Origin of the sequence: Brevibacillus sp. BD137 (genome assembly GCF_041644655.1) — a bacterium.
Lineage (GTDB): Bacteria > Bacillota > Bacilli > Brevibacillales > Brevibacillaceae > Brevibacillus > Brevibacillus brevis_D.
The window spans coordinates 129,234-154,735 of record NZ_JAOTNO010000003.1 but is presented as its reverse complement, the minus strand read 5'-3'; the positions used below and the strand labels follow the sequence as shown (position 1 = coordinate 154,735).

At 49.2% G+C, this 25,502-nt stretch carries 28 protein-coding genes; all 28 read left to right on the top strand.

The features are described 5' to 3' along the window. The first annotated feature begins 361 nt into the window (after window positions 1–361). The gene (bioA, locus tag ODZ53_RS07415; protein WP_372676506.1) at window positions 362–1,720 is read left to right on the top strand and encodes an adenosylmethionine--8-amino-7-oxononanoate transaminase; all 1,359 of its coding nucleotides are present in this window, start codon (window positions 362–364) and stop codon (window positions 1,718–1,720) included. 5 nt (window positions 1,721–1,725) lie between these two features. Continuing rightward, complete coding sequence (bioD, locus tag ODZ53_RS07410) at window positions 1,726–2,445, top strand: dethiobiotin synthase (RefSeq protein ID WP_372676505.1); 720 nt, start codon at window positions 1,726–1,728, stop codon at window positions 2,443–2,445. 20 nt (window positions 2,446–2,465) lie between these two features. Further along, window positions 2,466–3,461, top strand: coding sequence for a biotin synthase BioB (bioB, locus tag ODZ53_RS07405; protein ID WP_372676504.1), 996 nt, complete (start codon window positions 2,466–2,468; stop codon window positions 3,459–3,461). 7 nt (window positions 3,462–3,468) lie between these two features. Further along, the gene (bioF, locus tag ODZ53_RS07400) at window positions 3,469–4,668 is read left to right on the top strand and encodes an 8-amino-7-oxononanoate synthase (RefSeq protein ID WP_372676503.1); all 1,200 of its coding nucleotides are present in this window, start codon (window positions 3,469–3,471) and stop codon (window positions 4,666–4,668) included. Beyond that, window positions 4,665–5,402, top strand: coding sequence for an alpha/beta fold hydrolase (locus tag ODZ53_RS07395; RefSeq protein ID WP_372676502.1), 738 nt, complete (start codon window positions 4,665–4,667; stop codon window positions 5,400–5,402). Before bioF ends, ODZ53_RS07395 begins: the two co-directional genes overlap by 4 nt. After that, window positions 5,371–6,183 (top strand): malonyl-ACP O-methyltransferase BioC, encoded by an 813-nt coding sequence (gene bioC, locus ODZ53_RS07390; protein ID WP_372676501.1) that lies wholly within the window; start codon window positions 5,371–5,373, stop codon window positions 6,181–6,183. The genes ODZ53_RS07395 and bioC overlap by 32 nt, the downstream gene beginning before the upstream one ends. Window positions 6,184–6,303: 120 nt before the next feature. After that, a complete protein-coding gene (locus tag ODZ53_RS07385) occupies window positions 6,304–7,494 on the top strand; it encodes an acetyl-CoA C-acetyltransferase (protein WP_048035087.1) in 1,191 nt (396 codons plus the stop codon). A 137-nt stretch (window positions 7,495–7,631) separates the two neighbouring features. Next, window positions 7,632–7,841, top strand: coding sequence for an AtpZ/AtpI family protein (locus ODZ53_RS07380; protein ID WP_081437281.1), 210 nt, complete (start codon window positions 7,632–7,634; stop codon window positions 7,839–7,841). 11 nt (window positions 7,842–7,852) lie between these two features. Next, window positions 7,853–8,221 (top strand): ATP synthase subunit I, encoded by a 369-nt coding sequence (locus ODZ53_RS07375; RefSeq protein ID WP_142497990.1) that lies wholly within the window; start codon window positions 7,853–7,855, stop codon window positions 8,219–8,221. A 68-nt stretch (window positions 8,222–8,289) separates the two neighbouring features. Continuing rightward, window positions 8,290–9,105, top strand: a complete 816-nt coding sequence (atpB, locus tag ODZ53_RS07370; RefSeq protein ID WP_087341741.1) for a F0F1 ATP synthase subunit A — start codon at window positions 8,290–8,292, stop codon at window positions 9,103–9,105. A gap of 57 nt (window positions 9,106–9,162) precedes the next feature. Then, window positions 9,163–9,384 carry a F0F1 ATP synthase subunit C gene (gene atpE, locus ODZ53_RS07365; RefSeq protein WP_015893623.1) on the top strand — a complete coding sequence of 74 codons (222 nt, stop codon included), beginning with the start codon at window positions 9,163–9,165 and terminating at the stop codon, window positions 9,382–9,384. 113 nt (window positions 9,385–9,497) lie between these two features. Continuing rightward, the gene (atpF, locus tag ODZ53_RS07360; protein WP_015893622.1) at window positions 9,498–10,001 is read left to right on the top strand and encodes a F0F1 ATP synthase subunit B; all 504 of its coding nucleotides are present in this window, start codon (window positions 9,498–9,500) and stop codon (window positions 9,999–10,001) included. After that, a complete protein-coding gene (locus ODZ53_RS07355; RefSeq protein ID WP_015893621.1) occupies window positions 9,998–10,525 on the top strand; it encodes a F0F1 ATP synthase subunit delta in 528 nt (175 codons plus the stop codon). The genes atpF and ODZ53_RS07355 overlap by 4 nt, the downstream gene beginning before the upstream one ends. A 43-nt stretch (window positions 10,526–10,568) precedes the next feature. Continuing rightward, window positions 10,569–12,080 carry a F0F1 ATP synthase subunit alpha gene (atpA, locus tag ODZ53_RS07350; RefSeq protein ID WP_015893620.1) on the top strand — a complete coding sequence of 504 codons (1,512 nt, stop codon included), beginning with the start codon at window positions 10,569–10,571 and terminating at the stop codon, window positions 12,078–12,080. 74 nt (window positions 12,081–12,154) lie between these two features. Next, window positions 12,155–13,018, top strand: a complete 864-nt coding sequence (gene atpG, locus ODZ53_RS07345) for an ATP synthase F1 subunit gamma (RefSeq protein WP_015893619.1) — start codon at window positions 12,155–12,157, stop codon at window positions 13,016–13,018. A 48-nt stretch (window positions 13,019–13,066) separates the two neighbouring features. Then, window positions 13,067–14,476 (top strand): F0F1 ATP synthase subunit beta, encoded by a 1,410-nt coding sequence (gene atpD, locus ODZ53_RS07340; RefSeq protein ID WP_015893618.1) that lies wholly within the window; start codon window positions 13,067–13,069, stop codon window positions 14,474–14,476. Window positions 14,477–14,503: 27 nt separating this feature from the next. After that, on the top strand, window positions 14,504–14,902 hold the full coding sequence (locus tag ODZ53_RS07335; RefSeq protein ID WP_372676500.1) for a F0F1 ATP synthase subunit epsilon: 399 nt from the start codon (window positions 14,504–14,506) through the stop codon (window positions 14,900–14,902). 221 nt (window positions 14,903–15,123) lie between these two features. Then, window positions 15,124–15,864, top strand: a complete 741-nt coding sequence (locus ODZ53_RS07330) for a DUF6042 family protein (RefSeq protein ID WP_016740193.1) — start codon at window positions 15,124–15,126, stop codon at window positions 15,862–15,864. A gap of 484 nt (window positions 15,865–16,348) precedes the next feature. Next, window positions 16,349–16,720, top strand: coding sequence for an NADH-quinone oxidoreductase subunit A (locus ODZ53_RS07325; protein ID WP_015893615.1), 372 nt, complete (start codon window positions 16,349–16,351; stop codon window positions 16,718–16,720). Beyond that, window positions 16,711–17,229 carry a NuoB/complex I 20 kDa subunit family protein gene (locus ODZ53_RS07320; protein ID WP_007725455.1) on the top strand — a complete coding sequence of 173 codons (519 nt, stop codon included), beginning with the start codon at window positions 16,711–16,713 and terminating at the stop codon, window positions 17,227–17,229. The genes ODZ53_RS07325 and ODZ53_RS07320 overlap by 10 nt, the downstream gene beginning before the upstream one ends. Next, window positions 17,226–18,506 (top strand): NADH-quinone oxidoreductase subunit C, encoded by a 1,281-nt coding sequence (locus ODZ53_RS07315; protein WP_372676499.1) that lies wholly within the window; start codon window positions 17,226–17,228, stop codon window positions 18,504–18,506. Before ODZ53_RS07320 ends, ODZ53_RS07315 begins: the two co-directional genes overlap by 4 nt. Before the next feature lie 3 nt (window positions 18,507–18,509). Continuing rightward, a complete protein-coding gene (locus ODZ53_RS07310; RefSeq protein ID WP_372676498.1) occupies window positions 18,510–19,658 on the top strand; it encodes an NADH-quinone oxidoreductase subunit D in 1,149 nt (382 codons plus the stop codon). After that, window positions 19,655–20,665, top strand: a complete 1,011-nt coding sequence (gene nuoH / locus ODZ53_RS07305; RefSeq protein WP_172139159.1) for an NADH-quinone oxidoreductase subunit NuoH — start codon at window positions 19,655–19,657, stop codon at window positions 20,663–20,665. Before ODZ53_RS07310 ends, nuoH begins: the two co-directional genes overlap by 4 nt. 135 nt (window positions 20,666–20,800) lie before the next feature. Continuing rightward, window positions 20,801–21,214 (top strand): NADH-quinone oxidoreductase subunit NuoI, encoded by a 414-nt coding sequence (gene nuoI / locus ODZ53_RS07300; RefSeq protein ID WP_007722093.1) that lies wholly within the window; start codon window positions 20,801–20,803, stop codon window positions 21,212–21,214. A 1-nt stretch (window position 21,215) separates the two neighbouring features. Then, window positions 21,216–21,725, top strand: coding sequence for an NADH-quinone oxidoreductase subunit J (locus ODZ53_RS07295; protein WP_173619697.1), 510 nt, complete (start codon window positions 21,216–21,218; stop codon window positions 21,723–21,725). Beyond that, window positions 21,722–22,033 carry an NADH-quinone oxidoreductase subunit NuoK gene (gene nuoK / locus ODZ53_RS07290; RefSeq protein ID WP_372676497.1) on the top strand — a complete coding sequence of 104 codons (312 nt, stop codon included), beginning with the start codon at window positions 21,722–21,724 and terminating at the stop codon, window positions 22,031–22,033. Before ODZ53_RS07295 ends, nuoK begins: the two co-directional genes overlap by 4 nt. A 27-nt stretch (window positions 22,034–22,060) precedes the next feature. Then, entirely contained in the window at window positions 22,061–23,974 is a 1,914-nt protein-coding gene (gene nuoL / locus ODZ53_RS07285; protein ID WP_372676496.1) for an NADH-quinone oxidoreductase subunit L, read from the top strand. Then, the gene (locus ODZ53_RS07280) at window positions 23,967–25,499 is read left to right on the top strand and encodes a complex I subunit 4 family protein (RefSeq protein WP_087341726.1); all 1,533 of its coding nucleotides are present in this window, start codon (window positions 23,967–23,969) and stop codon (window positions 25,497–25,499) included. Before nuoL ends, ODZ53_RS07280 begins: the two co-directional genes overlap by 8 nt. The last annotated feature ends 3 nt before the right edge of the window (window positions 25,500–25,502 follow it).

Here is a 25,502-nt window from a genome sequence, read left to right as displayed (position 1 = left end):
AGCTGGTGAGAAGAAAAAGCGCAGGGCTCGTAGACCTTGACAACGCCAACCCAGTCGGAACTTCCAAAAGGGGACCACGCTTGTCGAACACTTCTTCCTTGAGAAGCCTCCGCCCGTAGGGTGGCTTTGGCTCGACGGTCCCCTTTTGGAAGTGGAGACGGCCAGTGAATCCCCCCACGCGGGCGTGTCAGAGTCGAAGAGAACTGCGCTTTTTCTTCTCCTCCACTATGTTGACTCAAACTAAAAGGACCTTCTTAGATGTTACTGATTTTTCAAAGTCGAGAAAAAAGCTTTGCCAAAATAGGTTAACCAAATTAAAATAACGGTTAACAAATATATGTTAACCAAGGTTGTGATTTAGTTGTTAAATAACTATAGAGAGCTCTCTGCCAAAAACAAGCAATACGTTTGGCATCCCTTCACTCAAATGAAAGACTACGTCGCACAGGAGCCACTCATTATTGCGAGAGGAGAAGGGATCAAGCTATTCGATGTGAACGGCAAAGCTTACTACGACGGTTTTTCCTCTGTATGGTTGAACGTCCATGGCCACAACGTTCCCGAGCTGAATCAGGCGATCACGGAGCAGCTCGACCAGATTGCCCATTCTACTTTGCTCGGCATGGCAAACGTCCCATCCATTTTATTAGCGGAAAAGCTGATCAACCTTGCTCCAAAAGGATTGAGTAAAGTTTTTTACTCTGACAACGGGGCAACTGCGGTCGAAATCTCACTGAAAATGGCGTTCCAATACTGGCAAAATCGCGGACAGACCGGAAAGCATTCGTTTATCACGATGAACAATGCCTATCACGGGGATACGATTGGAGCCACCAGTGTGGGAGCCATTCCTCTCTACCATCAGGTCTACAAACCGCTGCTCTTTTCTCCACATGTCATTCCATACCCTTATCCGTACAGGCAAGGCGGTGAAGAAGCAGCCGTTCAGGCAACATTGAGCAGCCTGGAAAGTTTGCTTAGGGATAGAGCTCATGAGATTGCAGCGATGATCGTAGAGCCTGTCGTGCAGGGAGCAAGCGGAATGATTATCATGCCGGATGGTTGCTTGAAAAAAATCGCGGAGCTGTTGCGCGCCCATGATGTATTGCTGATCGCAGACGAAGTAGCGACAGGATTTGGACGTACGGGCAAAATGTTCGCTTGTGAGCATGATGGGGTCGTGCCAGACATCATGGCAGTTGCAAAAGGGCTTACGGGAGGGTATTTGCCTGTAGCGGCTACCTTAGTAACCGAGCAGATTTATGATGCCTTTTTCGCTGACTATGCGGAACAGAAAACCTTTTTCCACGGACATTCGTTTACAGGAAATCCACTCGGCTGTGCAGTTGCTCTCGCCAACCTGCGGCTGATGGAGGAGCGCGGAGTTGTTCAACAAGTAGCACAAAAGGCAATCGTTTTGGAGCAATTGCTAGGGCCGCTGTACAACCTACCTCATGTAGGAGATATCCGGCAAAAAGGCTTGATGGCGGGAATCGAGCTGGTTCGGGATAAAGAGACCAAGGAGCCTTATCACTGGAATGAGCGGATCGGTGTGCGTGTCTGTCAGGTAGCGAGAGAAAAAGGGCTTTTGACACGACCGTTGGGCAACGTCATCGTTTTTATCCCACCGCTTGTATCTACAACCGAAGAATTGGCGGACATGGTTCGGATTTTGGCGGAATCGATTCAGGATGTAACGACAGGTGAAGTAGAGGAGTGATTGATATGGCTGATCGCCCCTTTTCCGGATTGTTCATCACAGGAACAGATACTGGGGTAGGCAAAACGATTGTGACTGCCGGAATCGCATCCGTGTTGCGTGAGACAGGAGTGGACATCGGAGTTTGGAAGCCAGTCCAGTCAGGAGCACGAGCACATGATAAGGGCAGTGACGCTATGCACTTGAGATCGTGGAGCGGAGTGCCTGACGCGTGTGAGGAGATAGCCCCACTTTGTTTTGAGGCACCGCTTACCCCTTATCTGGCTGCGGAAGCAGAGGGGAAGAGCTTGACTATGGAGGAAGTAATCGCTTGCGGGCGACCCTTGATGGAACGTTATCCAGCACTTCTTGTCGAAGGAGCGGGTGGTCTGATTGTTCCATTGACTCCAACCGAAACGATGGCGGATCTTGCTGCTCGGCTGAACCTGCCCATGCTCATCGTGGCTCGGGCTGGGCTCGGCACAATTAACCATACGCTCTTGTCCGTTTGGTATGCACGGGAACTCGGGATCGAGGTTGCAGGTGTCATCCTGAATCAAAACAACTCAGCTGGTGTCATCGATGAGAGTGTCAAAACAAACGCGAGCATGATTGAGAGCTATGGGGGAGTTCCCGTATGGGGCGTGCTCCCATGGATAGACCAACCGTTAGAGCGCCAGCACTTGACGCAACTGATCCAAGAATGTGTAGACATCGGACAGCTGTGTCAGTGGAGCCATAGATAATAAGAGGGGGAGACGAGAAAATGGAGCAAAGCATCTGTTTGGATTGGAAGGGATACTCTCGTAAAGCAATTAGCAAGGAAGTGCTTACGCACGAAGAGGCAATGAAGGTATTGCAAGCACCGGATGATGAGCTGCTGCTGGTCATGAACGAAGCGTTTCGCGTCAGAAAGCATTTTTTCGGAAAAAAGGTCAAACTGAACATGATCATCAACGCCAAGAGCGGATTATGCCCAGAGGATTGCGGTTACTGCTCGCAGTCGATTGTTTCGAATGCTCCCGTATCCAAGTACACGATGCTGGACAAGGAGACATTGCTCGCAGGTGCCCGAGAAGCCATGAATCGAAAAGCAGGTACATACTGTATTGTCGCCTCAGGACGCGGTCCCACGGAAAAAGAGCTGGGCCAAGTCATCGAGGCCGTCAAAGAAATCCGTGAGACGATGCCGCTTAAAATTTGCGCGTGTTTAGGGATTCTAAGCGACGAACAAGCAACGCGTCTAAAAGATTCAGGTGTTCACCGTTACAACCATAATCTCAACACGAGTCGCAACCATTACGAAGCGATTACGACAACGCACACGTACGACCAGCGTATACAGACAGTCGATACCGTGAAAAGAGCAGGGATGTCGCCCTGCGCAGGCGTGATCATTGGCATGGGGGAGAGCGATGAGGAGATCGTCGAAATGGCATTTTCCCTGCGCAATCTCGATGCAGATTCCATTCCGATCAATTTTTTAAATGCGATTCCAGGAACCCCGTTGGAGGATAAAGGACGCACCCCGGCAATGAAGGCTCTGCGTGTTCTCGCTTTGTTCCGATTTATTTGCCCGGATAAAGAAATTCGTGTTGCGGGTGGTCGCGAAGTGAATTTGCGCACCTTGCAGCCCCTTTCCTTGTATGCGGCTAACTCGTTGTTTGTGGGCGATTATTTGACGACGCCTGGGCAAGAAATCACGACAGACCATCAGATGATTGAAGACCTCGGGTTTGAAATCGAGCTGTGTGCGCTGTAGGTCAGTTATGAATAAACGCTACACATGGCTGGAAGAAGAATACGATTCATTACAGAAACAATCGTTGGCAAGAGAGTGGAACACCGTAGAGTCAGCCAATGATCGTGCAGGCACGTGGATTCAAGTCGAAGGGAAACCATTATTAAATCTGTCATCGAACAACTATTTGGGCTTGGCCCATGATCAACGAATCGTGGAAGCTGGCAAGATGGCGGCAGAGGAGTGGGGGGCAGGAGGAACTGCCTCTCGTCTCGTCCATGGCAACTACGCGTTATACGACGAGCTGGAACAACAATTGGCGGCGTGGAAAGAGAGAGAAGCGGCGCTTGTTTTTGCAAACGGCTATCAGGCAAATACTGGGGTAATTGCAGCGCTTGCTGGAAGAGGCGATGCTGTTTTTAGTGATCGATTGAATCACGCCAGCATTGTAGATGGGATCGTGCTCAGTCGGGCGGAGCATTTTCGGTACAGACATAACGACATGGAGCATCTGGAGTTTTTACTGAAAAAGCACCAGGATGCAAGACGGAAGTGGATCGTCACCGACAGCATATTCTCCATGGATGGTGACAAAGCTCCTCTGCATGAATTGGTACAACTACGAGATCGTTACGATACCATGCTGATGGTTGACGAAGCCCATGCAGGGGGAGTGCGTGGTGAAGAAGGGCAGGGCTTGTGCCACGAGCTGGGCATCGCCGGAAAAGTCGATGTGTTGATGGGAACCTTCAGCAAGGCATTTGGTGTTTATGGGGCATACGTATGCGCAGATGAGATCATCATTCGTTATTTGATGACAAAAGCGCGCTCGCTGGTTTATTCCACAGCTCTGCCTCCTGCTGTAATTGGCTCGAATTTGGCGGCGTTGTCTTTGGTACAAACAGACTCTTGGCGCAGAAAAGCAGTGAGGCAGAATGCGCTCATGTTTCGCCAGTTGCTTCGCTCACGCGGGTTTACCGTAGACGAAGAAGATACGCCAATCATCCCGCTCACGTTAGGCGAGAATGAGTGGACTTTGCAGTTCAGCAAAAGGCTTAGGCAGCGAGGGATTGCAGCAGTGGCGATTCGACCTCCTACTGTGCCAGCAGGAACCGCACGTATCCGTTTTACCGTGATGGCTGCTCATACGCGCGAAGAGCTGAAGTGGGCTTGCGAGCAAGTGAGCGTAATCAGGGACGAGCTTCAGAAAGGAGGAACGATATCGTGAGAAAAGTGATGCTGTGGCTAACCGGGTGGGGAATGCCAGATTTCAGCTGGGATGCGGTTCGCTCACAGTTCCCTTCCTATCAGCACATCATTCCTACTTATTCGGACGTCACGGATTCCTCGCAATTTTACGAGAGAGTAGTAGAAGAAGTCCGCCCTCTAGCAGCGCAGGAGCTGATTGTAGTGGGGTGGTCTATGGGAGGGATGCTCGGAATACGCCTCGCTGCCCAGTACCCGGTCTCAGGACTTGTTTTGATCGGCACCACAGCTCGCTTTACCTGCGAACGGCATGACCTTCGCGCTGGGTGGCATCCTGTTGTTTTACAAAGGATGAAAAGGCAGCTTTCTGTAGCACGCGAGCGGGTGATGGACGCATTTGTCGAACAGATGCTCACACCGGGTGAGCGTGAACAAACAGGTCTGCATGTGAGACTGGACAGCCAGAAGTGGAGTACGGCGGCGTTGATTGCGGGCTTGACCTACTTAGAAGAAGAGGATTGCCGCCCGTTCTTGTCTTCGCTGACTACTCCCACTCTCGTCATTCATGGAACGGAGGATGCTATCTGTTCGCTCGCAGCAGGAGAAGAACTGGTGAGTAGCCTTTCAGGTGCCAATTTCGTTCAAATTCCTGACTGTGGTCATGCCCCGCATGTATTTGTTCCGGAGGTTGTAGGAGATTCGCTAAAGAGGATGGTGGAGCAGCTTGCAGAAGAGGGCAATCAGCAGCCGATTTAGTGAGAAGGCTGTCTCATATGAAAAATACGCACTTGTGCAAAAGAAGATGGCCGATCATTTGAGTCAAATGGTTACAGAGATAACGAACGAGAATGATGTACGAAACATCCTAGAGATTGGCTGTGGAACAGGAGGGTTAACCCGCGTCATTCGCAGCTATTTTTCTGCTGCCCACTACGAGGCGGTAGAGATTGCGCCAGGCATGTTAGAGCAGGCGAAGAACAATCTGGAGCAGCACGGCCTGATTTGTTCATTTTCTCAAGCTGATGCCGAAGAATGGGTTTGGGAACAACAGGCGAAGTCAAAGGATTTGATCGTTTCAGGAGCGTGTTTTCAGTGGTTTGCCAGGCCAGCGCATACGCTAAGAGGATTGGCAAGAATCCTGAAGCCGGGAGCACCTTTGGTTTTTTCGACATTTGGACCTGATACTTTTTGGGAGCTGCATGATTCGTTTACGAATGCTCATGCGATTTTGGGAGAAAAGGGAGTACGCCATGGCCTGGAGTTTCTCTCTGCACGTGATTGGAATGAGCAATTGGAGCAGGCAGGGTTTACGGATATAGAGATCAGTAGGAAATATGAACGGCTAACTTACCCGGGTGTACGGGATTTCCTGCATGCTGTGAAAGCCGTGGGCGCCAGCGCAAGTATGGAGCAAGGGAGCGGTCTTGGACGCAGAAAACTCCTTGCAGAAATGATTCGTTATTATGAGCAGACGTATAAAAGAGAAACGGGCATCCCTGTCACCTACGAAGTTATTTACGTTCGTGCTGTTTCATAAAGAGCCGTGACGTTTTTTATATAAACTGGAAAAGAAAGCGATTTCCTAGCAGGAATTATCATAAAAAGATGGAATCTTAAGAAGGTTGCCTATCCTGTGTATTTGAGGGGTGTGTGGAAGATGAGTCAAAGAGAAATCGTCATTGCGAGTGCTGTGCGCACTGCTATAGGTAGCTTTCAAGGAACGCTTGCAGGTGTCAGCGCGACAAAGCTGGGCGGAATTGTACTGGAAGCAGCGCTAGAGCGTGCAGGTGTTTCCAAGGATGCGGTCGATGAAGTGATTATGGGGAACGTACTGTCAGCAGGCTTGGGTCAAAACCCGGCGCGTCAGGCTTCTATTCACGCGGGCCTTGCTCATGAAGTTCCCTCCCTGACAATTAACAAAGTTTGTGGTTCAGGTCTAAAAGCCGTTCATCTGGCCGTTCAGTCCATCCTAGCTGGTGAGGCAGAGGTTGTCTTGGCTGGTGGGATGGAAAATATGAGTCAAGCACCATACTTAATGGAAGGTGCGCGTTCAGGCTACCGCATGGGAGATCAGAAAGTGGTAGACTCCATGATTCGCGACGGGCTGTGGTGTGCTTTCAACGACTACCACATGGGCATTACAGCAGAGAACCTTTGCACCAAATACGAAATCGGACGCGAAGAGCAGGATGAATTTTCAGCGTGGAGCCAGGAAAAGGCTCAGCAAGCGCTCACTAGTGGTCGTTTTCAAGAAGAAATCGTGCCGGTTCCCATCCCGCAGCGCAAGGGTGACCCGGTGCTGTTTGCCGTAGACGAATTCCCGCGTGCTGGCGTGACAGCCGAAGCCCTAGGCAAACTAAAGCCTGCATTTAAAAAGGATGGAACTGTGACTGCCGGGAATGCATCTGGTATCAACGATGGAGCAGCAGCTCTCTTGATTATGACACGCGAGAAGGCAGAAGAGCTGGGTGTGAAGCCTCTTGCCCGTATCGTAGCCAATGCGAGTGCAGGTGTTGATCCGAGCATCATGGGGTACGGTCCAGTTCCTGCGACCAAACGCGTACTGGAAAAAGCGGGTCTGTCGATTGCTGACATTGACTTGATCGAAGCAAATGAAGCTTTTGCTGTTCAATCGCTGTCTGTTGGCAAAGCACTAGGCTTTGATCGCGAGAAGCTGAATGTCAACGGCGGAGCCATCGCCTTGGGACATCCAATTGGTGCGAGTGGAGCGAGAATATTGGTCACGCTAGTGCATGAATTGCAAAAACGCGAAGGGGCAAAATATGGGTTAGCAACACTTTGCATCGGCGGTGGACAAGGCGTCTCTACAATTGTCGAGAAAATTTAAATTTCAAATTGTGAACGCTTTGTGTACAGACTGAGCCTAACGTTGACAAAGGGAATAATTCTTCGTTAATATGAATGAGGGCAAAGGGGCACTTGACACCAGCCCTCTCCTTATGTATGAAAGGAGAATGTTACTCTGTGTCGAAATTGGATAATCCGTGGCGAGCGATCACATTGGTCACACTGATCGGTGTCGATATGGCCGTTTGCGTGATTTCGGGAGTCCTTCTGGGAAAATACTTGGATAGTCTTTTCTCTACCAATCCGCTTTTTTTGATGGTTGGGCTGCTCGCGGGATTAGGAATAGGCGTGTATAGCGTCTACCGCATCGTTCGCGGTTACCTCTAGGGAGATGGAACATGCAAACGTTTTCTTCGGCAATGCGATCCACTTTTCGCTATGCCTTTTTCTGTATGGCAATTGCCTCGATACTCTGGGCGGTGTTGCCATCGTATCGTTTCTTTTTGCAAAGTCTACTGCTTGGGATGGTTTGCAGCTTGGTAAATGGCACGGTTCTCTTCAGCAAAACCTGGCGCATTGGTCAGATGGCTGTTGATCCAAACGTCCGGCCAAAAGGGACTGGTATGCTGCAGCGACTGGCTGTGGCAGGCTTTGCAGTCTTTTTGACAATGCGTTTTCCCCATTTATTTGGAATCGCTGGCGTATTGATAGGTTTATTCCTCTTTCAGATTCTCAGTTTCCTTTTTGTGTATCGCTCCTTTAAATAGATAGTAGATATTTTTTCTTTACAACGTACGTAAGCAATAGATTCGCGCGGAAGAAAGGGGTGAAATACATGCATTATTCTCTGCGGTTTGAATGGTTGGGCATGGTATTTGACATCTCCACTATTCTTATGATTTTGGTTACCTCTCTGGTGGTGCTTTTGCTGTGTATCGGGATGACCCGCAACCTGACCTCCGCAACTCCAAGCGGCGCGCAAAACGTGATGGAATGGATTGTGGACTTCGTTACCGGCATTACAAAAAGCTACATCACACCGAAGAAGGCTGCGGGCTTTGTCTCGCTGGCACTCACTTTGTTCCTTTACATTTTCCTTGGAAACCAACTGGGTCTCGTATTTAACGTAAACACGGCTCACCACAACGGTCCTGACCATCAAGTAAGTGAAAAGGTTAAAGACATGTTGACGGCTTCCACGAATGAACAAATGAAGCAACAAAAGGTGGCCAAGCTCGAAGAAGAGCTGAACTCTACCGATCCGTCCTCGCATGGCGTTGTCATTGGGTGGTGGAAATCACCAACAGCGACTCCTAGCGTAACTTTCGCTCTGGCGTTCATCGTTCTTCTCTACGCTCACTATCTGGGCATCAAGAAGAGCTTCAGCGGATGGTTGAAACATACATTCCTGAACCCGATTCACATTCTTGAGGAGTTCATCATCAAGCCGTTGACGCTGCCTTTGCGTCTATTCGGTAACATCTTTGCGGGTGAGGTTTTGATCGCCTTCCTGCTGGGTGTAGGGATCTTCGGAAGCATTCCGCTGTTCCTGTGGCTGGGCTACTCAGTGTTCGTCGGTTCCGTACAGGCATTCATTTTCACAACGCTGGCGATGGTTTACCTGTCACAGCAAGTGAATGAAGATCACTAATTTAGCGCTTACCCGATTTTATCTTCGCTTTTTAAACACTAAGGAGGTTTTTAAACAATGGAAGGTTTGGCTCTTGCAATTGGTATCGTATTTGGTCTGGCTGCTCTTGGCGCAGCGATTGGTAACTCTTTGGTAATCTCTCGTACAATTGAAGGTGTAGCTCGTCAACCAGAAGCACGTGGTAGCCTGATGGGTCTCATGTTCCTGGGTCTTGGTCTGGTAGAGGCAGTTCCGATCATCGCTGTAGCGATCGGTTTCATTCTCTTCGGTCGCCTGTAATCAGCGAGCATTTAGTAACAATAGGCGGGCACTTGATACCCGCCTATATTTTTGACAAAGACAATTAATAACCTTGATATACATCTTTCTTTTCGCAGGAAGGAGTGAAACGAATGCTCGACTTTGGAGCGGTATCCCTGGAATGGGGAACGCTGTTAACCCAGGCAATTGTGTTCTTGTTGTTGTTGCTGCTTGTTCGTAAATTGGCTATGGGCCCGATCGTAGGGATCATGGAAAAACGTCGTCAGCATATCGAAAGTCAAATCTCCTCGGCTGAGAAGAACCGCACTGAAGCGGAAGCTCTTCTAGCTGAGCAACGTCGCGTGCTGGATGAAGCGCGTGCAGAATCAAAAGCAATCATTGACCGCGCTGCAAAGCAAGCGTCTGATGAAGCAACCAAAATCGTGACAGAAGCACAAGCTGCATCCGAGCGTATGAAAGCGGAAGCAAGCGCTGAACTGGCACGTGAAGTGGAAAAAGCAAAACTCGAACTGCGTGAGCAAATGACCAGCCTGTCCGTGCTCTTGGCTTCCAAGATCATCGAGAAGGAACTGGACGAAGCAGCTCAAAAGTCTACTGTTGATAAATTTCTCGCACAAGTGGGAGATCGCCTATGAGTAGCGCAGTAGGAAAACGTTATGCTCGTGCGCTCTTTGAAGTAGCGAGTGAACGTAGCAAGATTGATCAGGTAGAAGCAGACCTGGGTGCAATCGTGGAAGCGGTTGAAGGAAATGAAGATCTGAAAAAGATCATGCTGCACCCTCACATCGCAGCAGATGCGAAAGCTACGCTCGCTGACGAATTGTTCAAAAGCCATGTAGGGGAAGAAGCCTTTAATTTTCTAAACGTCCTGATTGAGAACGGACGCGAAGTTGATCTGGTTGATATCTACCGTTCTTTTGTACAATTGGCGAACGAAGCTCGTGGATTTGCAGATGCGATTGTGACAAGTGCAAAGCCGCTTTCTACTGAAGAGCAAAATGAGCTGGCTGAGAAGTTCGGACAAACGCTGAATAAAAAGCTGCGTATGACAGCAGTCGTAGATCCAGCGATTCTCGGTGGCGTTATTATCAAAATTGGCGACCGTCTGTACGATGGCAGCTTGAAAACGAAGTTGGAAACCTTTGCGCAAAAAGCGTAAAGTTCGATGGCTTTTAAGAAGTTGGATGAATGGGGTGAATTAAGTGAGTGCAATCAGACCAGAAGAGATTAGCTCCCTCATTAAAGAGCGGATCGCTAACTTTAAATCTGAAATCGAAGTTGTGGATGTTGGCACAGTCATCCAAGTAGGTGACGGTATTGCTCGTGTTCACGGTTTGGAAAAGGCCATGCAAGGGGAGCTTCTCGAGTTCCAAAATGGCGTAATGGGTATGGTACTCAACTTGGAAGAAGATAACGTGGGTGTCGTTATTATGGGACCTTTCCGCGACATTAAGGAAGGCGATACTGTAAAACGTACCGGCCGCGTTATGGAAGTTCCAGTAGGGGAAGCGCTGCTCGGCCGCGTTGTAAACCCATTGGGCCAACCAATCGATGGTCAAGGCCCTATTGCAAATAACGGTTTCCGTCCAATCGAGAGCCCAGCTCCTGGTGTTATGGCACGTAAATCCGTACACGAACCACTCCAAACAGGTATCAAAGCGATTGACGCGATGATCCCAGTTGGTCGTGGACAGCGTGAGTTGATCATTGGTGACCGCCAAACTGGTAAAACAGCAGTGGCGCTCGACACGATCATCAACCAAAAAGGTAAAGACATGATTTGTATCTACGTTGCAATTGGTCAAAAGCAATCTACCGTTGCAAACATCGTAGAAACTCTGCGTAAAGCAGGGGCTCTGGAATACACAATCATCGTTTCTGCTACTGCGTCTGACCCAGCTCCAATGTTGTACCTGGCTCCATATACAGGTGTAACAATGGCTGAGTACTTCATGTACAAAGGCGGACACGTTCTGTGCGTATACGATGACCTGTCCAAACAGGCTGCTGCATACCGCGAAATGTCCCTCTTGCTCCGTCGTCCTCCAGGTCGCGAAGCATATCCTGGTGACGTATTCTACTTGCACTCCCGCTTGCTGGAGCGCGCTGCGAAACTGTCTGATGATCTGGGCGCTGGTTCCATTACGGCTCTGCCATTCATCGAAACCCAAGCGGGTGACATTTCCGCATACATTCCAACGAACGTGATCTCCATCACGGACGGTCAGATCTTCCTGGAGACAGACTTGTTCAACGCAGGTCAACGTCCAGCGGTTAACACCGGTCTTTCCGTATCCCGTGTAGGTGGTTCCGCGCAAATCAAGGCGATGAAAAAGGTAGCAGGTCCACTCAAGCTCGAGTTGGCTCAATACCGTGAGTTGGCTGCGTTTGCTCAGTTCGGTTCCGATCTGGACAAAGCGACCCAAGCTCGTTTGACCCGTGGTGAGCGCTTGATGGAAATCATGAAACAAGGTCAATTCGATCCAATGCCTGTTGAGAAGCAAGTTGCTTCTATCTATAGCGCTACAAGAGGTTTCCTGGATGACATTCCAGTAGCAGAAGTGCGCCGTTTTGAGAAAGAGATGTTGTCTTTCTTGGATTCCAACAAACCGCAACTGTTGGAGCACATCCGCACAACGAAAGACCTTCCAGATGAAAAAGAATTCAACGCAGCGATCGAAGAGTTCAAAAAAGGCTTTTCGGTAACTCGCTAATCGTTAACCTGATAGACATCAGATGCATGCCGGGCGATTTGCCCGTGCATGCGTCCTCAAGGTGGTGAAAACGAGTGGCTAAAGGAATACGTGAGATTCGACGCAGTATCAAAAGTAAGAAAGATATGCGCCAAATCACGAAAGCGATGAAAATGGTGGCGGCTGCAAAGCTTCGCCGTAACCAGGATAAAGCTGAGGCGGCACGCCCGTATGCTGACAAGATCCAAGAAGTGATCGCAAGCATCGCGAGTGGGACTTCTGGTTCCAAACATCCAATGTTGCAAAATCGTCCTGTGAAAAAGACTGGTTATATTGTCATCACTTCCGACCGTGGACTTGCTGGGGGTTACAATGCCAACATTCTCCGTAAAGTGGTAAATACCATTAACGAGAAGCACAAGTCCAAGGATGAATACGGTATTTTTGTGATTGGCCGCAAAGGTCGTGACTTCTTCAGCAAACGGAACTACCCGCTTTTGGATGAAGTGACAGGTCTGCCAACCAGCCCAGCCTTTGCTGATATCAAGAAAATTGCCGGTGCAGCAGTCCAAATGTTCGAGAACGAGCAGATTGACGAACTGTACCTGTGCTACAACAAGTTCCAAAGTGCAATTTCGCAAATACCTACCGTAAAACAATTGCTGCCATTGGAAGCTCCCGAGAGCAACAATGCGCGCGCAATCAATTACGAGTATGAGCCGTCCTCGGAAGAAGTATTGGCGGACCTGTTGCCGAAATATGCGGAAACACTGGTTTACAGTGCACTTCTCGAAGCAAAAGCTTCTGAAGAAGGTTCCCGTATGACTGCAATGGGCAACGCGACAGACAATGCTACGGATATGATCAACCGTTTAACGTTGAGCTACAACCGTGCTCGTCAGGCAGCCATTACACAAGAGATTTCCGAGATCGTTGCAGGTGCAAACGCACAGGCTTAGTGGCAGCGAATAGCTCCCAATTTAGCTTTACAGGAGGGAAGAAGTAAGATGGCGAATGGACGTGTGGTTCAGGTAATGGGTCCGGTTGTTGACGTCGAGTTCGACCGCGGACACCTGCCTGCCATTTACAATGCGATCAAGATTCAACATAAAGCACAAAGTGCCGGTGAGCGCGACATCGACTTGACTGTTGAGGTTGCTACTCATTTGGGCGATAACTTGGTTCGTACCGTTGCAATGTCTTCCACTGACGGTTTGGTTCGTGGTATGGAAGCAGTTGATACCGGTGCAGCTATCTCCGTTCCAGTGGGTGCAATTACCCTCGGACGCGTATTTAACGTATTGGGTGAGCCGATCGACCTGCAAGAACTCGGTCAAGTAGATCGTCGTGACCCAATTCACCGTAAAGCTCCTGAGTTCGTAGACCAAGCAACGACTGTTGAGATCCTGGAAACAGGTATCAAAGTTATTGACCTCTTGGCTCCGTACATCAAGGGTGGTAAGATCGGTCTGTTTGGTGGTGCGGGTGTAGGTAAAACCGTTACTATTCAAGAGCTGATCAACAACATCGCGCAAGAGCACGGTGGTATTTCCGTATTCGCTGGTGTAGGTGAGCGTACCCGTGAAGGTAACGACCTGTACCACGAAATGAAAGACGCAGGCGTACTGCCGAAAACCGCGATGGTATTCGGTCAGATGAACGAACCGCCTGGTGCACGTCTTCGTGTAGCGTTGACTGGTCTGACTATGGCGGAATACTTCCGTGATGAAGAAGGCCGCGACGTTCTTCTCTTTGTTGATAACATCTTCCGCTTTACACAAGCGGGTTCCGAAGTTTCTGCTCTCTTGGGCCGTATGCCATCTGCGGTAGGTTACCAACCAACATTGGCTACCGAAATGGGTCAGCTGCAAGAGCGTATTACTTCTACGAAAAAAGGTTCCGTAACGTCCATTCAAGCGATCTACGTACCAGCGGATGACTACACTGACCCGGCTCCTGCTACTACGTTTGCTCACTTGGACGCTACAACGAACTTGGAGCGTTCCATCGCTGAGCTGGGTATCTTCCCTGCGGTAGACCCACTCGCATCCACTTCCCGTGCTCTGGCTCCTGATATTGTAGGACAAGAACACTATGATGTGGCTCGTAGCGTTCAAAAAATCCTGCAACGTTACAAAGAACTGCAAGATATCATCGCGATTCTCGGTATGGACGAGTTGAGCGACGACGACAAGCAAGTAGTTGGACGTGCACGCCGCATTCAACGTTTCTTGTCCCAGTCCTTCCACGTTGCCGAGCAGTTCACTGGTAACCCAGGCCAATACGTGCCATTGAAGGAAACTGTTCGCAGCTTCAAGGAAATCCTCGAAGGTAAGCATGACCACCTGCCAGAGGGCGCGTTCTTGTACGTAGGTACAATTGAAGAAGCGGTAGAAAAAGCGAAGAAAATGGCGTAAGACACCCTGGAAAGGGGAGACGAGTAAGTGAGTAAGATGACAGTTGAAGTCGTAACTCCTGAACGGGTTGTCTACAGCGGTCAGGCTGAAATGGTGATTGCTCGCGGTTTGCAAGGGGAAATTGGTATTATGCCGAACCACATGCCGTTGGTAACCCCGCTGAAAACAGCGCCAGTTCGGATTAAGACAGAAGGCGATAAAGAAGTAAGGATGGCTGTAAGCGGAGGCTTCATGGAAGTGCGCGGCGATAAAGTGACCATCCTTGCTGAAACGGCTGAATTGCCGGGAGACATCGATGTTGAACGCGCGAAGGCAGCGAGAGAGCGTGCTGAAAAGCGTTTGACTGAGAAATATGCCGAGCTCGACGTCAAGCGTGCAGAACGCGCGCTGCAACGTGCGATGGCACGTCTCGACGTATCGAAGTAAAGCGTAAGCTTGATATCCCCGCGCCCATGTGGCTGCGGGGATTTTTCGGTTATAGGGTAATGAATGACGAGCCATGGAAATCGGGCATGATATTTCCAGTTGGTAATTGCCTAATGTTTCTGTGTATAATAGACCTAATGCCCTGCCGACGAGCTACGTTATCATGATAAACAGCGGGAAAAAGCGGCATTGGCTATTGGGATTAAAGGAGAGTGTAATTGATGCAAACCGTTCGCGATATCCGCCACAATCAAGATGGCGTAGTGATTCCTAGCAGCTTTGCGGCTAATGGCTGGACAAGCGTGCTATCTCATGAAATGAATGTTCTTTTCCAAGCAATGTGCTATGTGGTAACGAAGCATGAGTCTAAAGAAGAGATGAGAAAAGCTCTGGACGAGTTCGATGCATTGAAAGGCACATTCACCGAGCCTGTTCAAGAAGGCTTTAAGTCTGAAGAGGATTTTAAAGGCTATGTAAACCTCTTGAACAGATTCAAAGCATTCATGAGTCGTTCCGAATATGCATATCCGACATCTCTTGACGAAGCGATTGAGCTTTTCGTGAAGTGGGGTCTGGTGATCGATAATGGAGATGCTTGGGATGTACCGGTTTATCCATTCCCAGATGCATCTGAGTTGTTCAAGCTGAGTGAAGCAGAATCTCTTGCATTGGCTCATATTAAACTGGAAGCATTGGTTCATCCGATGTTTAGCCGCCTCGTGATGAAGCTGCACGAGCAAGAAGAAAATACGTTCAGCATGTCCAAAGCAGAAATGAAGCAATTGCTGAACACCAATGATCAAATGCTAGCAGAGGTTCTGATCAAGCTGACTCCATATATGGAAGAAGCGATTGAAAATATGCTGGAAATCCCAGAAGACGAGAAGATGAACTTCACGATTGTATGGGAGCGCATTTACGAGGATTTCCTCGGACAGCAATTTTCTAACAATGTTCAATAATTAAGAGAATAGCAGGGCCAGACGAGCATATTCGTTTGGTCATCATACTATGCTGGAAAAACTCAGGGAGAAATCTCTGAGTTTTTTCCCTTTATATGGCACAAAAGGAAGGCTTTCGTTAGACACCCTATTGGCAATTTGCTATAATGATAAAGGTATTTTTTTCTAGCAACACTGGTTCAAAAGACGTCTTTTCAGCATCGAGAAAGTGGCGAGAACCTGAAGATGGAGGAGCGGAGTGTAGGGGACCTACATGAGCACCGGACTTCGAAAGTGAGCGCCAGTTTCGATGTCGAATCAGCTTTCAGGACTACTTCGTGATCAAAAGCCGACTTTTGAACAACCCCTAGCAGTATCATTTAGCGACAGCGTTCATACCTACACCTTTGATGCTGCGAGCAGTACCCTTTTGAGGGAGTCTCGACTTCTTCTGGAGGACAGCGCAAGACGATTCATACCTTTCTCAAGAGCGGAGGGAACGTGGGTGAGTGACATCTATACCAACAATTATGTGATTGTCGCGATCTTTTTGATTCTCGGTGTGCTGTTGCCCGTGGCTACAGTCAGTTTTGTTGGTCCATTACTTCGTCCAAAGAAACCGACACGGGAGAAGCAAACTACTTATGAAAGCGGTAACATTCCTGTTGGTGACAGTTGGGTGCGTTTCAACGTGAAGTATTACATCTTTGCCCTCATGTTTGTCATCTTTGATGTAGAAACACTCTTTCTGTATCCGTGGGCCGTCGCTTACAAAGAACTGGGGCTCTTTGCCTTAGTTGAGATGGTCATCTTTATATCCTTGCTCGTCGTAGGATTGATTTACGCGTGGAGAAAGAAGGTGCTGGAATGGAACTAGATCTGACAAGCATTGCGCCTGAATTGCAAGAGGAATTGAATCGCAACGTCATGTTCACGACATTGGAAACAGTGAAGGGATGGGTTCGCAGTAACTCGTTGTGGCCATTAACTTTTGGCTTGGCCTGTTGTGCAATCGAGATGATGGGAACGGGTGGGGCGCGTTATGACCTCGACCGGTTTGGCGTTATTTTTCGAGCATCCCCAAGACAATCTGATGTCATGATCGTAGCCGGAACCGTCACGAAAAAGATGGCACCACTACTACGCAGGCTGTATGATCAAATGCCTGAACCAAAGTGGGTGATTGCCATGGGCTCCTGTGCGACAGCGGGAGGTCCGTACGTGCGCTCGTACAGCGTTGTAAAAGGTGTAGACCAGATTGTGCCTGTCGACGTATATATTCCGGGTTGTCCGCCTAACCCTGCCGCTTTGATCTACGGAATCAATAAGCTCCAAGAAAAAATCCGTTACGAAGCGAAGACTGGGAAGCAGGTGACCAATCTATGAGCGACGAGAAACGCAAGCCGACGCCGGAGGAAAAGGCAGCGGCAGCCGCTGAAGCCCGTGCCAAGGCGGAAGCTTTGCGAAAATTAAGAGAACAGGAAGCGCAGGCTTCCCAAGAGGCGAGCCCAGTGGAGGCATCGCAAGAGCCACAAGAGGAAGTCTCTGCTCCGGAACCGAAACCAAAACCAGTGTCGGAAATGACGCCTGAGGAAAAAGCCGCAGCCAAGAAAGCAGCAGCGGCTGAAGCGATTGCCAAGGCAAAAGCGGCGAAGGAACAGGCGGAAGCTACTCCATCGCCAGCAAAGTCCGTGTCGGAAATGACGCCGGAAGAAAAAGCTGCAGCCAAGAAAGCAGCAGCGGCTGAAGCGATTGCCAAGGCAAAAGCAGCGAAGGAACAGGCGGAAGCTACTCCATCGCCAGCAAAGCCAGTGTCGGAAATGACGCCGGAAGAAAAAGCCGCAGCCAAGAAAGCGGCTGCCGCAGAAGCACTAGCCAAGGCAAAAGCAGCGAAGGAAGCAAAAGAAGCCGCGGAAAATGGAGCAGATACAGCTGATTCCTCTCCAGATGCGGATGCCAAGGCGAAGGCCGCCGCTGCCGCAAAAGCCAAGGCTGCCGCCGCAGCAGCTGCTAAGGCAAAAGCCGCTCGTGAAGCAGGCGGCCATGAATCCGGTGATGACGATGCCAAGGCGAAGGCCGCCGCCGCCGCAAAAGCCAAAGCCGCCGCCGCAGCAGCAGCGAAGGCAAAAGCAACGCAAGCAACTGGGGATGAGACCCCGGCAGAGGAAGCGCCGAAAGCGCCTTCCAAAAACCAGCCCTATCTTGATAAATACGTTTCACGAATTTCCGAAGCATTTGGACAGGAAGTCATCGAGGCTTCGTATATTAACGAGCTAGGTAAGGAAGTTCCAACTCTCACCATTCAAAATGAACGTTGGCATCAAGTTGCCCAATTTTTAAGAGATGATGAGCAATTGAGTTTTGAGTACCTGTCCGATCTTCACGGTGTCGATTACGAGGATCGCCTGGAGGTATACTACCACTTTTATTCCTACAAAAATCGTCAAAGCTTGGCAGTAAAGGTCAAAACGAGCAGAGAAGAGTCAAAAGTTGCTTCTGTAATGGACCTCTGGCATGGCGCAAATTGGAATGAAAGAGAGACTTTTGACCTTTTGGGTATTCATTTCCCGGGACATAAGGATTTACGTCGAATCCTGTTGCCGGATGATTGGGTAGGGTATCCGCTGCGCAAAGATTATGTGCAATACGACGAGGAGGTTTAGCAGATGAACCATAACATCCTCACGACTCATGTTGATACCTCTTCTGAAACAGGACTTCGTACGGAAGAGATGTTATTAAACGTAGGTCCACAGCATCCGAGTACACATGGAGTATTTCGTTTGGTAGTAAAAATCGATGGGGAGACCATTAAAGAAGCGATTCCGGTGATGGGCTACCTGCATCGAGGTACAGAGAAACTGGCAGAAAACTTGACCTATACGCAAATTATCCCTTATACAGACCGTATGGACTACGTGTCCGCCATGACCAACAACTACGTTCTCTGTCACGCAGTAGAAACGATGATGGGGTTGGAGATTCCAGAACGAGCTCAGTTTTTGCGATTGATCGCAATGGAGTTGAACCGGGTGGCTAGCCATTTGGTTTGGTGGGGAACGTTTCTTTTGGATATTGGTGCGATGGGGCCCTTCCTATATGCATTCCGTGATCGGGAGACGATCCTGGATTTGTTTAATGAACTGTGCGGAGCGCGGATGACCTTTAACTACATGCGCGTAGGCGGAGTGAAATGGGATGCACCTCCAGGCTGGACAGACAAAGCCAAAGAATTTGTCCAATATATGAAGAAGGAATTGAATAACTACCATCAGCTGGTGACGGGTAACGAGATTTTTATTAACCGTCTCAATGGAATCGGCAAGTTCGATACAAAAACGGCGTTGGATTACTCGCTATCAGGTGTCATGCTCCGCTCGACAGGTGTCAAGTGGGATCTGCGCAAGGACGAACCGTATTGCATTTACGATCGTTTTGAATTTGATGTGCCAACAGCAACTGAGGGAGATTGCATGGCGCGCTATCATCTGCGCATGGCTGAAATTGAACAATCTCTGCGAATTCTAGAGCAGGCATTGGAACAATTCCCGAGTGAAGGCGAAGTCATGGGCAAAGTACCACGTGTGATTCGCCCGCCTGCCGGGGAGACATATGTGCGCATCGAGTCACCGAGGGGAGAAATTGGTTGTTACATTGCCAGTCAAGGTAAGGATAAACCGTGGAGATTGAAGTTTAGACGGCCTTCGTTTACCAATCTGCAAATTCTGCCTAAGCTGTTGCAGGGGGAAAACCTCTCGGACATGGTTGCCATCCTGGGCAGTATCGACATCGTGCTCGGGGAGGTTGACTGCTGATGAATACTCTCTTGCAGCAAGCACCCTCATGGGGGACCACACTTTGGTTTATCATAGCGGCAGTATTACTGCTTGCCGTCGTGTTGGGATTCGTTACGTACGCTATTTACTTCGAGCGTAAAGTGATTGGGTGGATGCAGCTGCGCATCGGGCCGAATCGAGTAGGACCATTGGGACTTCTCCAGACGGTTGCGGATGTTGCCAAGCTGCTATTAAAGGAAGATATTCGTCCACAACACGCTGACAAAGCGTTGTTCACTCTAGCACCAATATTGGCCTATGCCCCTGCTTTTGCCGTATTGGCGGTCATGCCTTTTACGGACAGCATTCGGTTCGCTGATCTGGGAATAGGGCTGTTGTACTACATCGCCTTGTCTGGGATCACCGTATTAGGTGTGATCACGGCTGGTTGGGCCTCGAATAACAAGTACTCGCTGATCGGGGGTCTCCGCTCCGCTGCGCAGATGATCAGCTATGAAGTTCCGCTGGTCATGTCCGTGGTGGGTGTCGTTCTATTGACGGGCAGCATGAATCTCAAAGATATTGTCAACGCGCAGCAGGATGTCTGGAATATTGTTCCGCAGTTTATCGGATTTGTTGTATTTATCATTGCTGCCCAGGCCGAGCTGAATCGTACGCCGTTTGACTTGCCGGAAGCAGAGTCGGAGCTCGTTGGCGGTTATCACGTCGAGTACTCCGGTTTCCGTTTTGCGATGTTCATGCTGGCGGAGTATGTATATATGTTCGGGATGGGTGCCTTGATTACGATTCTCTTTTTTGGTGGATGGTTGCCGATTCATCCATCGCTGGATTTCATTCCGGGAATCGTTTGGTTTATCCTTAAATTTTCTGTTTACGTCTTCCTCCAGTTTTGGATTCGCGCCACGATGCCGCGCTTACGTGTCGATCAACTGATGTCGTTTGCTTGGAAAGTGCTGTTGCCCGTGGCATTGTTCAACATCCTGCTTACAGCTGTAGTGGTTTCTTACCAAAATGGCATGTTCTAGTAGCGACTTGATCGAAAACGACTACGTCCCACTGTTTTCATAGCGCAGGCTTCGCCATAGGCTTGCTTCGTCAAAAGCTAGCTTTCGTCAAAAACGTGGTGCAGCCAAGTTCTCAAATTCTGAGGGGTGACACACATGCTAGGACTGGCCAAAGGCCTGGGGTATACATTTAAAAAGCTCACGGAGAAAAAAGTAACCCATTTCTATCCGGATGTGCCCTTTCCAATGCCGCCTCGTTTTCGCGGTATTCAGCACTTTTCTCCTGAAAAATGCATTGTCTGTAACCAATGCGCACGTATTTGTCCGACGGAGTGCATTCAACTGACAGGGAAGCCCCATCCTGATCCGGAGAAAAAGGGAAAGATTATCGATACGTATGATATCAATTTTGAGTTGTGCATTTTATGTGATCTGTGTACAGAGGTTTGTCCCACCGAAGCGATTGTGATGACAAACAACTTCGAACTGGCTGCCTATAGCCGGGACGAATTGTACAAGAACTTGAAGTGGCTGGACGACAACAATACGAACGTCAGGGAGGAGAATTAGTATGACAGGCGAATTCGTTGCCTTTTTTATCCTGTCCCTTCTGACGATCGGTGGCGCGGTGTTTATGATCAGCTTTACGCGCGTCGTTCACATGGTCATCTCATTGGGTGTTACGTTTATCAGCATTGCAGGTCTGTTTGTTTTGCTGGGAGCGGAGTTCGTCGGGGTCGCACAAATTCTGGTTTATTCAGGGGCTATCTCCATTTTGATGCTCTTTGGAATTATGCTGACCAAGCACGATGCGAACGATGAGGGAACAGGCCGGACATGGAAAAACCGTTTTATCCTGCTCTTCGTAATCGTTCTGTTCGGATTATTGTTCTGGGGTGTGCAAAATACACCGTGGCCTGCGCCACCGCCACCTGCAGAGGCTCCTGTAGATAATGCAAAAGAAATCGGTATCGAAGTATTCACCAAATTCGTCATACCATTTGAGCTATTGTCTGTTCTGCTGTTGGTCGCGTTGGTTGGTGCGATCATCATGGCGAAAAAGGAGGGGGATAACGAATGACAGTAAGCGTTTCCTCCTACTTAATGGTCGCTCTGATTCTCTTTTGTGTAGGCCTGTACGGCGCATTGACGAAGCGAAATGCAGTCGTCGTCTTGTTATCAATCGAGCTGATGCTGAATGCTGTAAATATTAACCTGGTTGCCTTTTCCAAGTTCGGACTGTATCCATCTGTGACGGGACAAATCTTTACCTTGTTTACGATGACGGTTGCAGCTGCCGAGGTTGCCGTAGGGCTAGCGATTCTGATTGCGCTGTACCGCAACAAGGAGACTGTGAATGTAGACGAAATGGACCAAATGAAACGATAAGAGGGAAACCTGAAAAGGAGGACAAAGATGGATACTCTAATGCACTATGCCTGGCTGATCCCTCTGTTTCCGCTTCTTGCTTTCATCGTGATCGTCTCATTTGGTCGCCAATTGAAAGAAGGAGCGGCCATAGTGGGCATTACCCTAACGGCTGTTTCTTTTGGAATCGCAGTGCTCATCTTCTGGGAGAGATTCCAGGGTGGGGGAACTGATTACAATTATGTGATTGATTGGCTGCATATCGGCGATATCGTGATCAACATGGGATTCGAAGTGAATCCGCTGAATGCCATGATGCTCGTCATTGTGACATTGGTCAGTCTGTTGGTCCAAATCTATTCCAAAGGCTACATGCATGGGGATGAACGCTTTCCAGTGTTTTATCAATACCTGGCGCTGTTCACGTTCTCTATGCTGGGATTAGTCATCTCGCCAAATTTGTTGCAAGTATATATTTTCTGGGAGCTGGTCGGGGTATGCTCCTTCCTGCTCGTTGGCTACTACTACTTCAAGAATGAGGCAAAAGCGGCTGCCAAAAAGGCTTTTATCGTTACACGCATCGGGGATCTGGGTCTGTTCATCGGGATATGTCTATTGTTCTGGTGGACCGGAAGCTTCGAGTACGGGGCGATTTTTGAGAGTATCGCACTCGGACGATTGGAACCATGGATGATTACGCTCGCGGCGATCCTCATTTTCGTTGGGGCCATGGGGAAATCAGGTCAATTTCCACTTCATACGTGGTTGCCTGATGCCATGGAAGGTCCAACACCTGTGTCTGCATTAATTCACGCGGCAACGATGGTCGCGGCTGGTGTTTATTTGGTCGCTACTACCTATCCGCTGTTTATCGCATCCGATACGGCTTTGACAGTTGTGGCGTATGTAGGAGGATTCACCGCCATATTTGCAGCTTCGATCGGCCTGACCCAACGGGATATAAAGCGTGTCTTGGCTTATTCCACAGTCAGTCAGCTCGGATACATGATGCTGGCATTGGGTGTAGCTGGTGCTGCTGGTTATGTAGCAGGTTCCTTCCATTTGATGACGCACGCGTTTTTCAAAGCATTGCTCTTCCTTGGAGCAGGTAGTGTCATCCATGCCGTACATACGCAGAATGTATTCGAAATGGGTGGCTTGTGGAAAAAGATGCCGATTACCGCTTTGACTTTCTTGATCGGTTGCTTGGCGATTGCGGGGATCTTTCCGTTCGCTGGTTTCTGGTCGAAAGAAGCGATTCTGGGGGCTGTCTACGGAGCGCATCGCTACGATTTGCTGTTCATCGCGCTCTTAGCAGCATTCTTTACCGCATTCTATATGTTCCGTCTGTTCTTCCTGACATTTGCAGGGAAGGCACGTGGCAAGCACGAAGCGCACGAATCTCCAGGAGTCATGACAGGTCCACTCTTGATCCTCGCATTGCTTGCGGTTGTTGCAGGCTTTGTGAATACACCGTACGCGCCATTACTCTCGGATTGGTTGCTGTCAACGAACACGGGGACGGCGATCACGAGCATATTTGGGGAAGGCAGTGAGCACGCAGCAGCTTGGTTGCAGATTGTGGCACTGTTGATCTCTATTCTCGGAGTCGTGTTGGCTTACCTGATGTACGGCAAGAAATCCATCTCCTCGGACACGATTCCAGAAACAATGCCGTGGCTCTATCAGCTCTCATACAAGAAGTACTACATCGATGAGCTGTATCACAACGTCATTGTTCGTCCACTTGGCTGGATTGGATTCGTCCTGGATGTATTTGATAAGTACATTGTGGATGGTTTGGTTGGATTAACAGCAAAAATTACCCAAGGAATCGGATCCTTGCACGCAAGAGTACAAAGTGGGCAGATTCAGTCCTATGGGGCAATGGTCATATTCGGTTTGTTACTATTGATCATCGCCATCAGTTTGACGGCCAAGGGAGGTGGACTCTTTGGGTAATATCCTTTTGTCATCACTGGTGTTCTCTCCGCTGCTGGCGATTATCGTCATGGCTTTTATCCCCAGTCGACATGCAGGTGTGATCAAGCAGGTCGGGATTTATGGAACGTTGCCGGCACTTATTTTGGCAGGTTGGATGTTCGGCATGTTTAATTACGAGACAGCCAATCTGCAGTTCGTAGAAAAGCACAGTTGGATTTCGATTCCGATTGGAATGGCTCAGGCTGGAACAGTCTTTGCTTTTGAGATCAACTATGAACTCGGTATAGATGGTATTTCGATGCCATTGATTTTGCTGACGGCGATTATCGGTACCCTCGCAGCAATTGCTTCGTGGCAGATCAAGAAGAGGCAGAAGGAGTATTTTATCCTGTTTCACCTGCTGTTGATTGGTATGTTGGGAGTCTTTGCTGCAGACAATCTGTTTCTGTTCTTCATTTTCTTTGAGCTGACACTCGTACCGATGTACTTCCTCATCGGGATTTGGGGATATGGAGAGCGCGAACAAGCAGCGAACAAATTCCTGTTGTATAACGGAATCGGTTCAGGGATCATGCTACTGGCTTTTATTGTGATCTTTGTCATCATGCGGACGCTCAATATCGATGAAATCACGGCGATCCTGACGACACCAGGGCATCCGATAACCGAAATCCTTACGCCGGAAATGCGTTTTGGCATCTTCCTAGTGCTATTTATCGCTTTTGCGATCAAGCTGCCAGTATTTCCGTTCCATACGTGGATGCTACGCGTTCACGTACAGGCTCCACCTTCTATCGTCATGATTCACTCCGGTATTTTGCTGAAGATGGGGGCGTACGGTCTTTTGCGGATGGGAATCGGTTTTTTCCCAGAGCAGGCCTATGACTTCTCTACGTGGATAGCCGTTTTGGGGATTATCAACATTTTGTATGGGGCTGTGTTGGCCTTCGTACAAAAGGATTTAAAAATGGTGCTGGCTTACTCCAGTATCAGCCATATGGGTATCGTCTTGCTCGGTTTCGCATCGATGAACACGATCGGATTTCAGGGCGCGATGTTCCAGGTGGTATCGCACGGCTTTATCTCAGCATTGCTCTTCTTCTTGATCGGTGTCATTTGGGATCGGACGCAGACATCGATGCTCGACGATTTGGGCGGTTTAGCCAAATCCATGCCGTTTGTCAGCGGCGTGCTATTGGCAGGCGGGATGGCTTCACTCGGACTTCCGGGCATGTCCGGATTCATTAGTGAGTTCTTTGCCTTCCTCGGTCTGTTTGGTCGTTTGCCAGTAATGGCAGCAGTGGGAGCGATCGGGATTGTCCTCACCGCGGTTTATTTACTCAGAGCGATCTTGAAAACGACTTTTGGCCCTACTCCGGGTAGATGTACAGGACTTGCTGATGCACAGCCGATGGAGGTCATTCCGATGGTAGTCCTATTGGGATGTATTATTCTCATTGGGGTTTATCCGGCAGTTCTGGGGAATCCGATGCAGCAGGCGCTGAAAACGATCGTACCTATCGTAACGGGAATAGGAGGGTAATCC

Coding starts and splice junctions, on each gene's coding strand:
- bioF (WP_372676503.1), top strand. CDS start 3,469: ATGAATAAACGCTACACATGGCTGGAAGAAGAATACGATTCATTACAG.
- bioB (WP_372676504.1), top strand. CDS start 2,466: ATGGAGCAAAGCATCTGTTTGGATTGGAAGGGATACTCTCGTAAAGCA.
- atpB (WP_087341741.1), top strand. CDS start 8,290: ATGCATTATTCTCTGCGGTTTGAATGGTTGGGCATGGTATTTGACATC.
- ODZ53_RS07310 (WP_372676498.1), top strand. CDS start 18,510: ATGAACCATAACATCCTCACGACTCATGTTGATACCTCTTCTGAAACA.
- ODZ53_RS07315 (WP_372676499.1), top strand. CDS start 17,226: ATGAGCGACGAGAAACGCAAGCCGACGCCGGAGGAAAAGGCAGCGGCA.
- ODZ53_RS07385 (WP_048035087.1), top strand. CDS start 6,304: ATGAGTCAAAGAGAAATCGTCATTGCGAGTGCTGTGCGCACTGCTATA.
- ODZ53_RS07355 (WP_015893621.1), top strand. CDS start 9,998: ATGAGTAGCGCAGTAGGAAAACGTTATGCTCGTGCGCTCTTTGAAGTA.
- ODZ53_RS07295 (WP_173619697.1), top strand. CDS start 21,216: ATGACAGGCGAATTCGTTGCCTTTTTTATCCTGTCCCTTCTGACGATC.
- bioD (WP_372676505.1), top strand. CDS start 1,726: ATGGCTGATCGCCCCTTTTCCGGATTGTTCATCACAGGAACAGATACT.
- atpD (WP_015893618.1), top strand. CDS start 13,067: ATGGCGAATGGACGTGTGGTTCAGGTAATGGGTCCGGTTGTTGACGTC.
- ODZ53_RS07320 (WP_007725455.1), top strand. CDS start 16,711: ATGGAACTAGATCTGACAAGCATTGCGCCTGAATTGCAAGAGGAATTG.
- atpF (WP_015893622.1), top strand. CDS start 9,498: ATGCTCGACTTTGGAGCGGTATCCCTGGAATGGGGAACGCTGTTAACC.
- nuoK (WP_372676497.1), top strand. CDS start 21,722: ATGACAGTAAGCGTTTCCTCCTACTTAATGGTCGCTCTGATTCTCTTT.
- nuoL (WP_372676496.1), top strand. CDS start 22,061: ATGGATACTCTAATGCACTATGCCTGGCTGATCCCTCTGTTTCCGCTT.
- atpE (WP_015893623.1), top strand. CDS start 9,163: ATGGAAGGTTTGGCTCTTGCAATTGGTATCGTATTTGGTCTGGCTGCT.
- nuoI (WP_007722093.1), top strand. CDS start 20,801: ATGCTAGGACTGGCCAAAGGCCTGGGGTATACATTTAAAAAGCTCACG.
- ODZ53_RS07330 (WP_016740193.1), top strand. CDS start 15,124: ATGCAAACCGTTCGCGATATCCGCCACAATCAAGATGGCGTAGTGATT.
- ODZ53_RS07375 (WP_142497990.1), top strand. CDS start 7,853: ATGCAAACGTTTTCTTCGGCAATGCGATCCACTTTTCGCTATGCCTTT.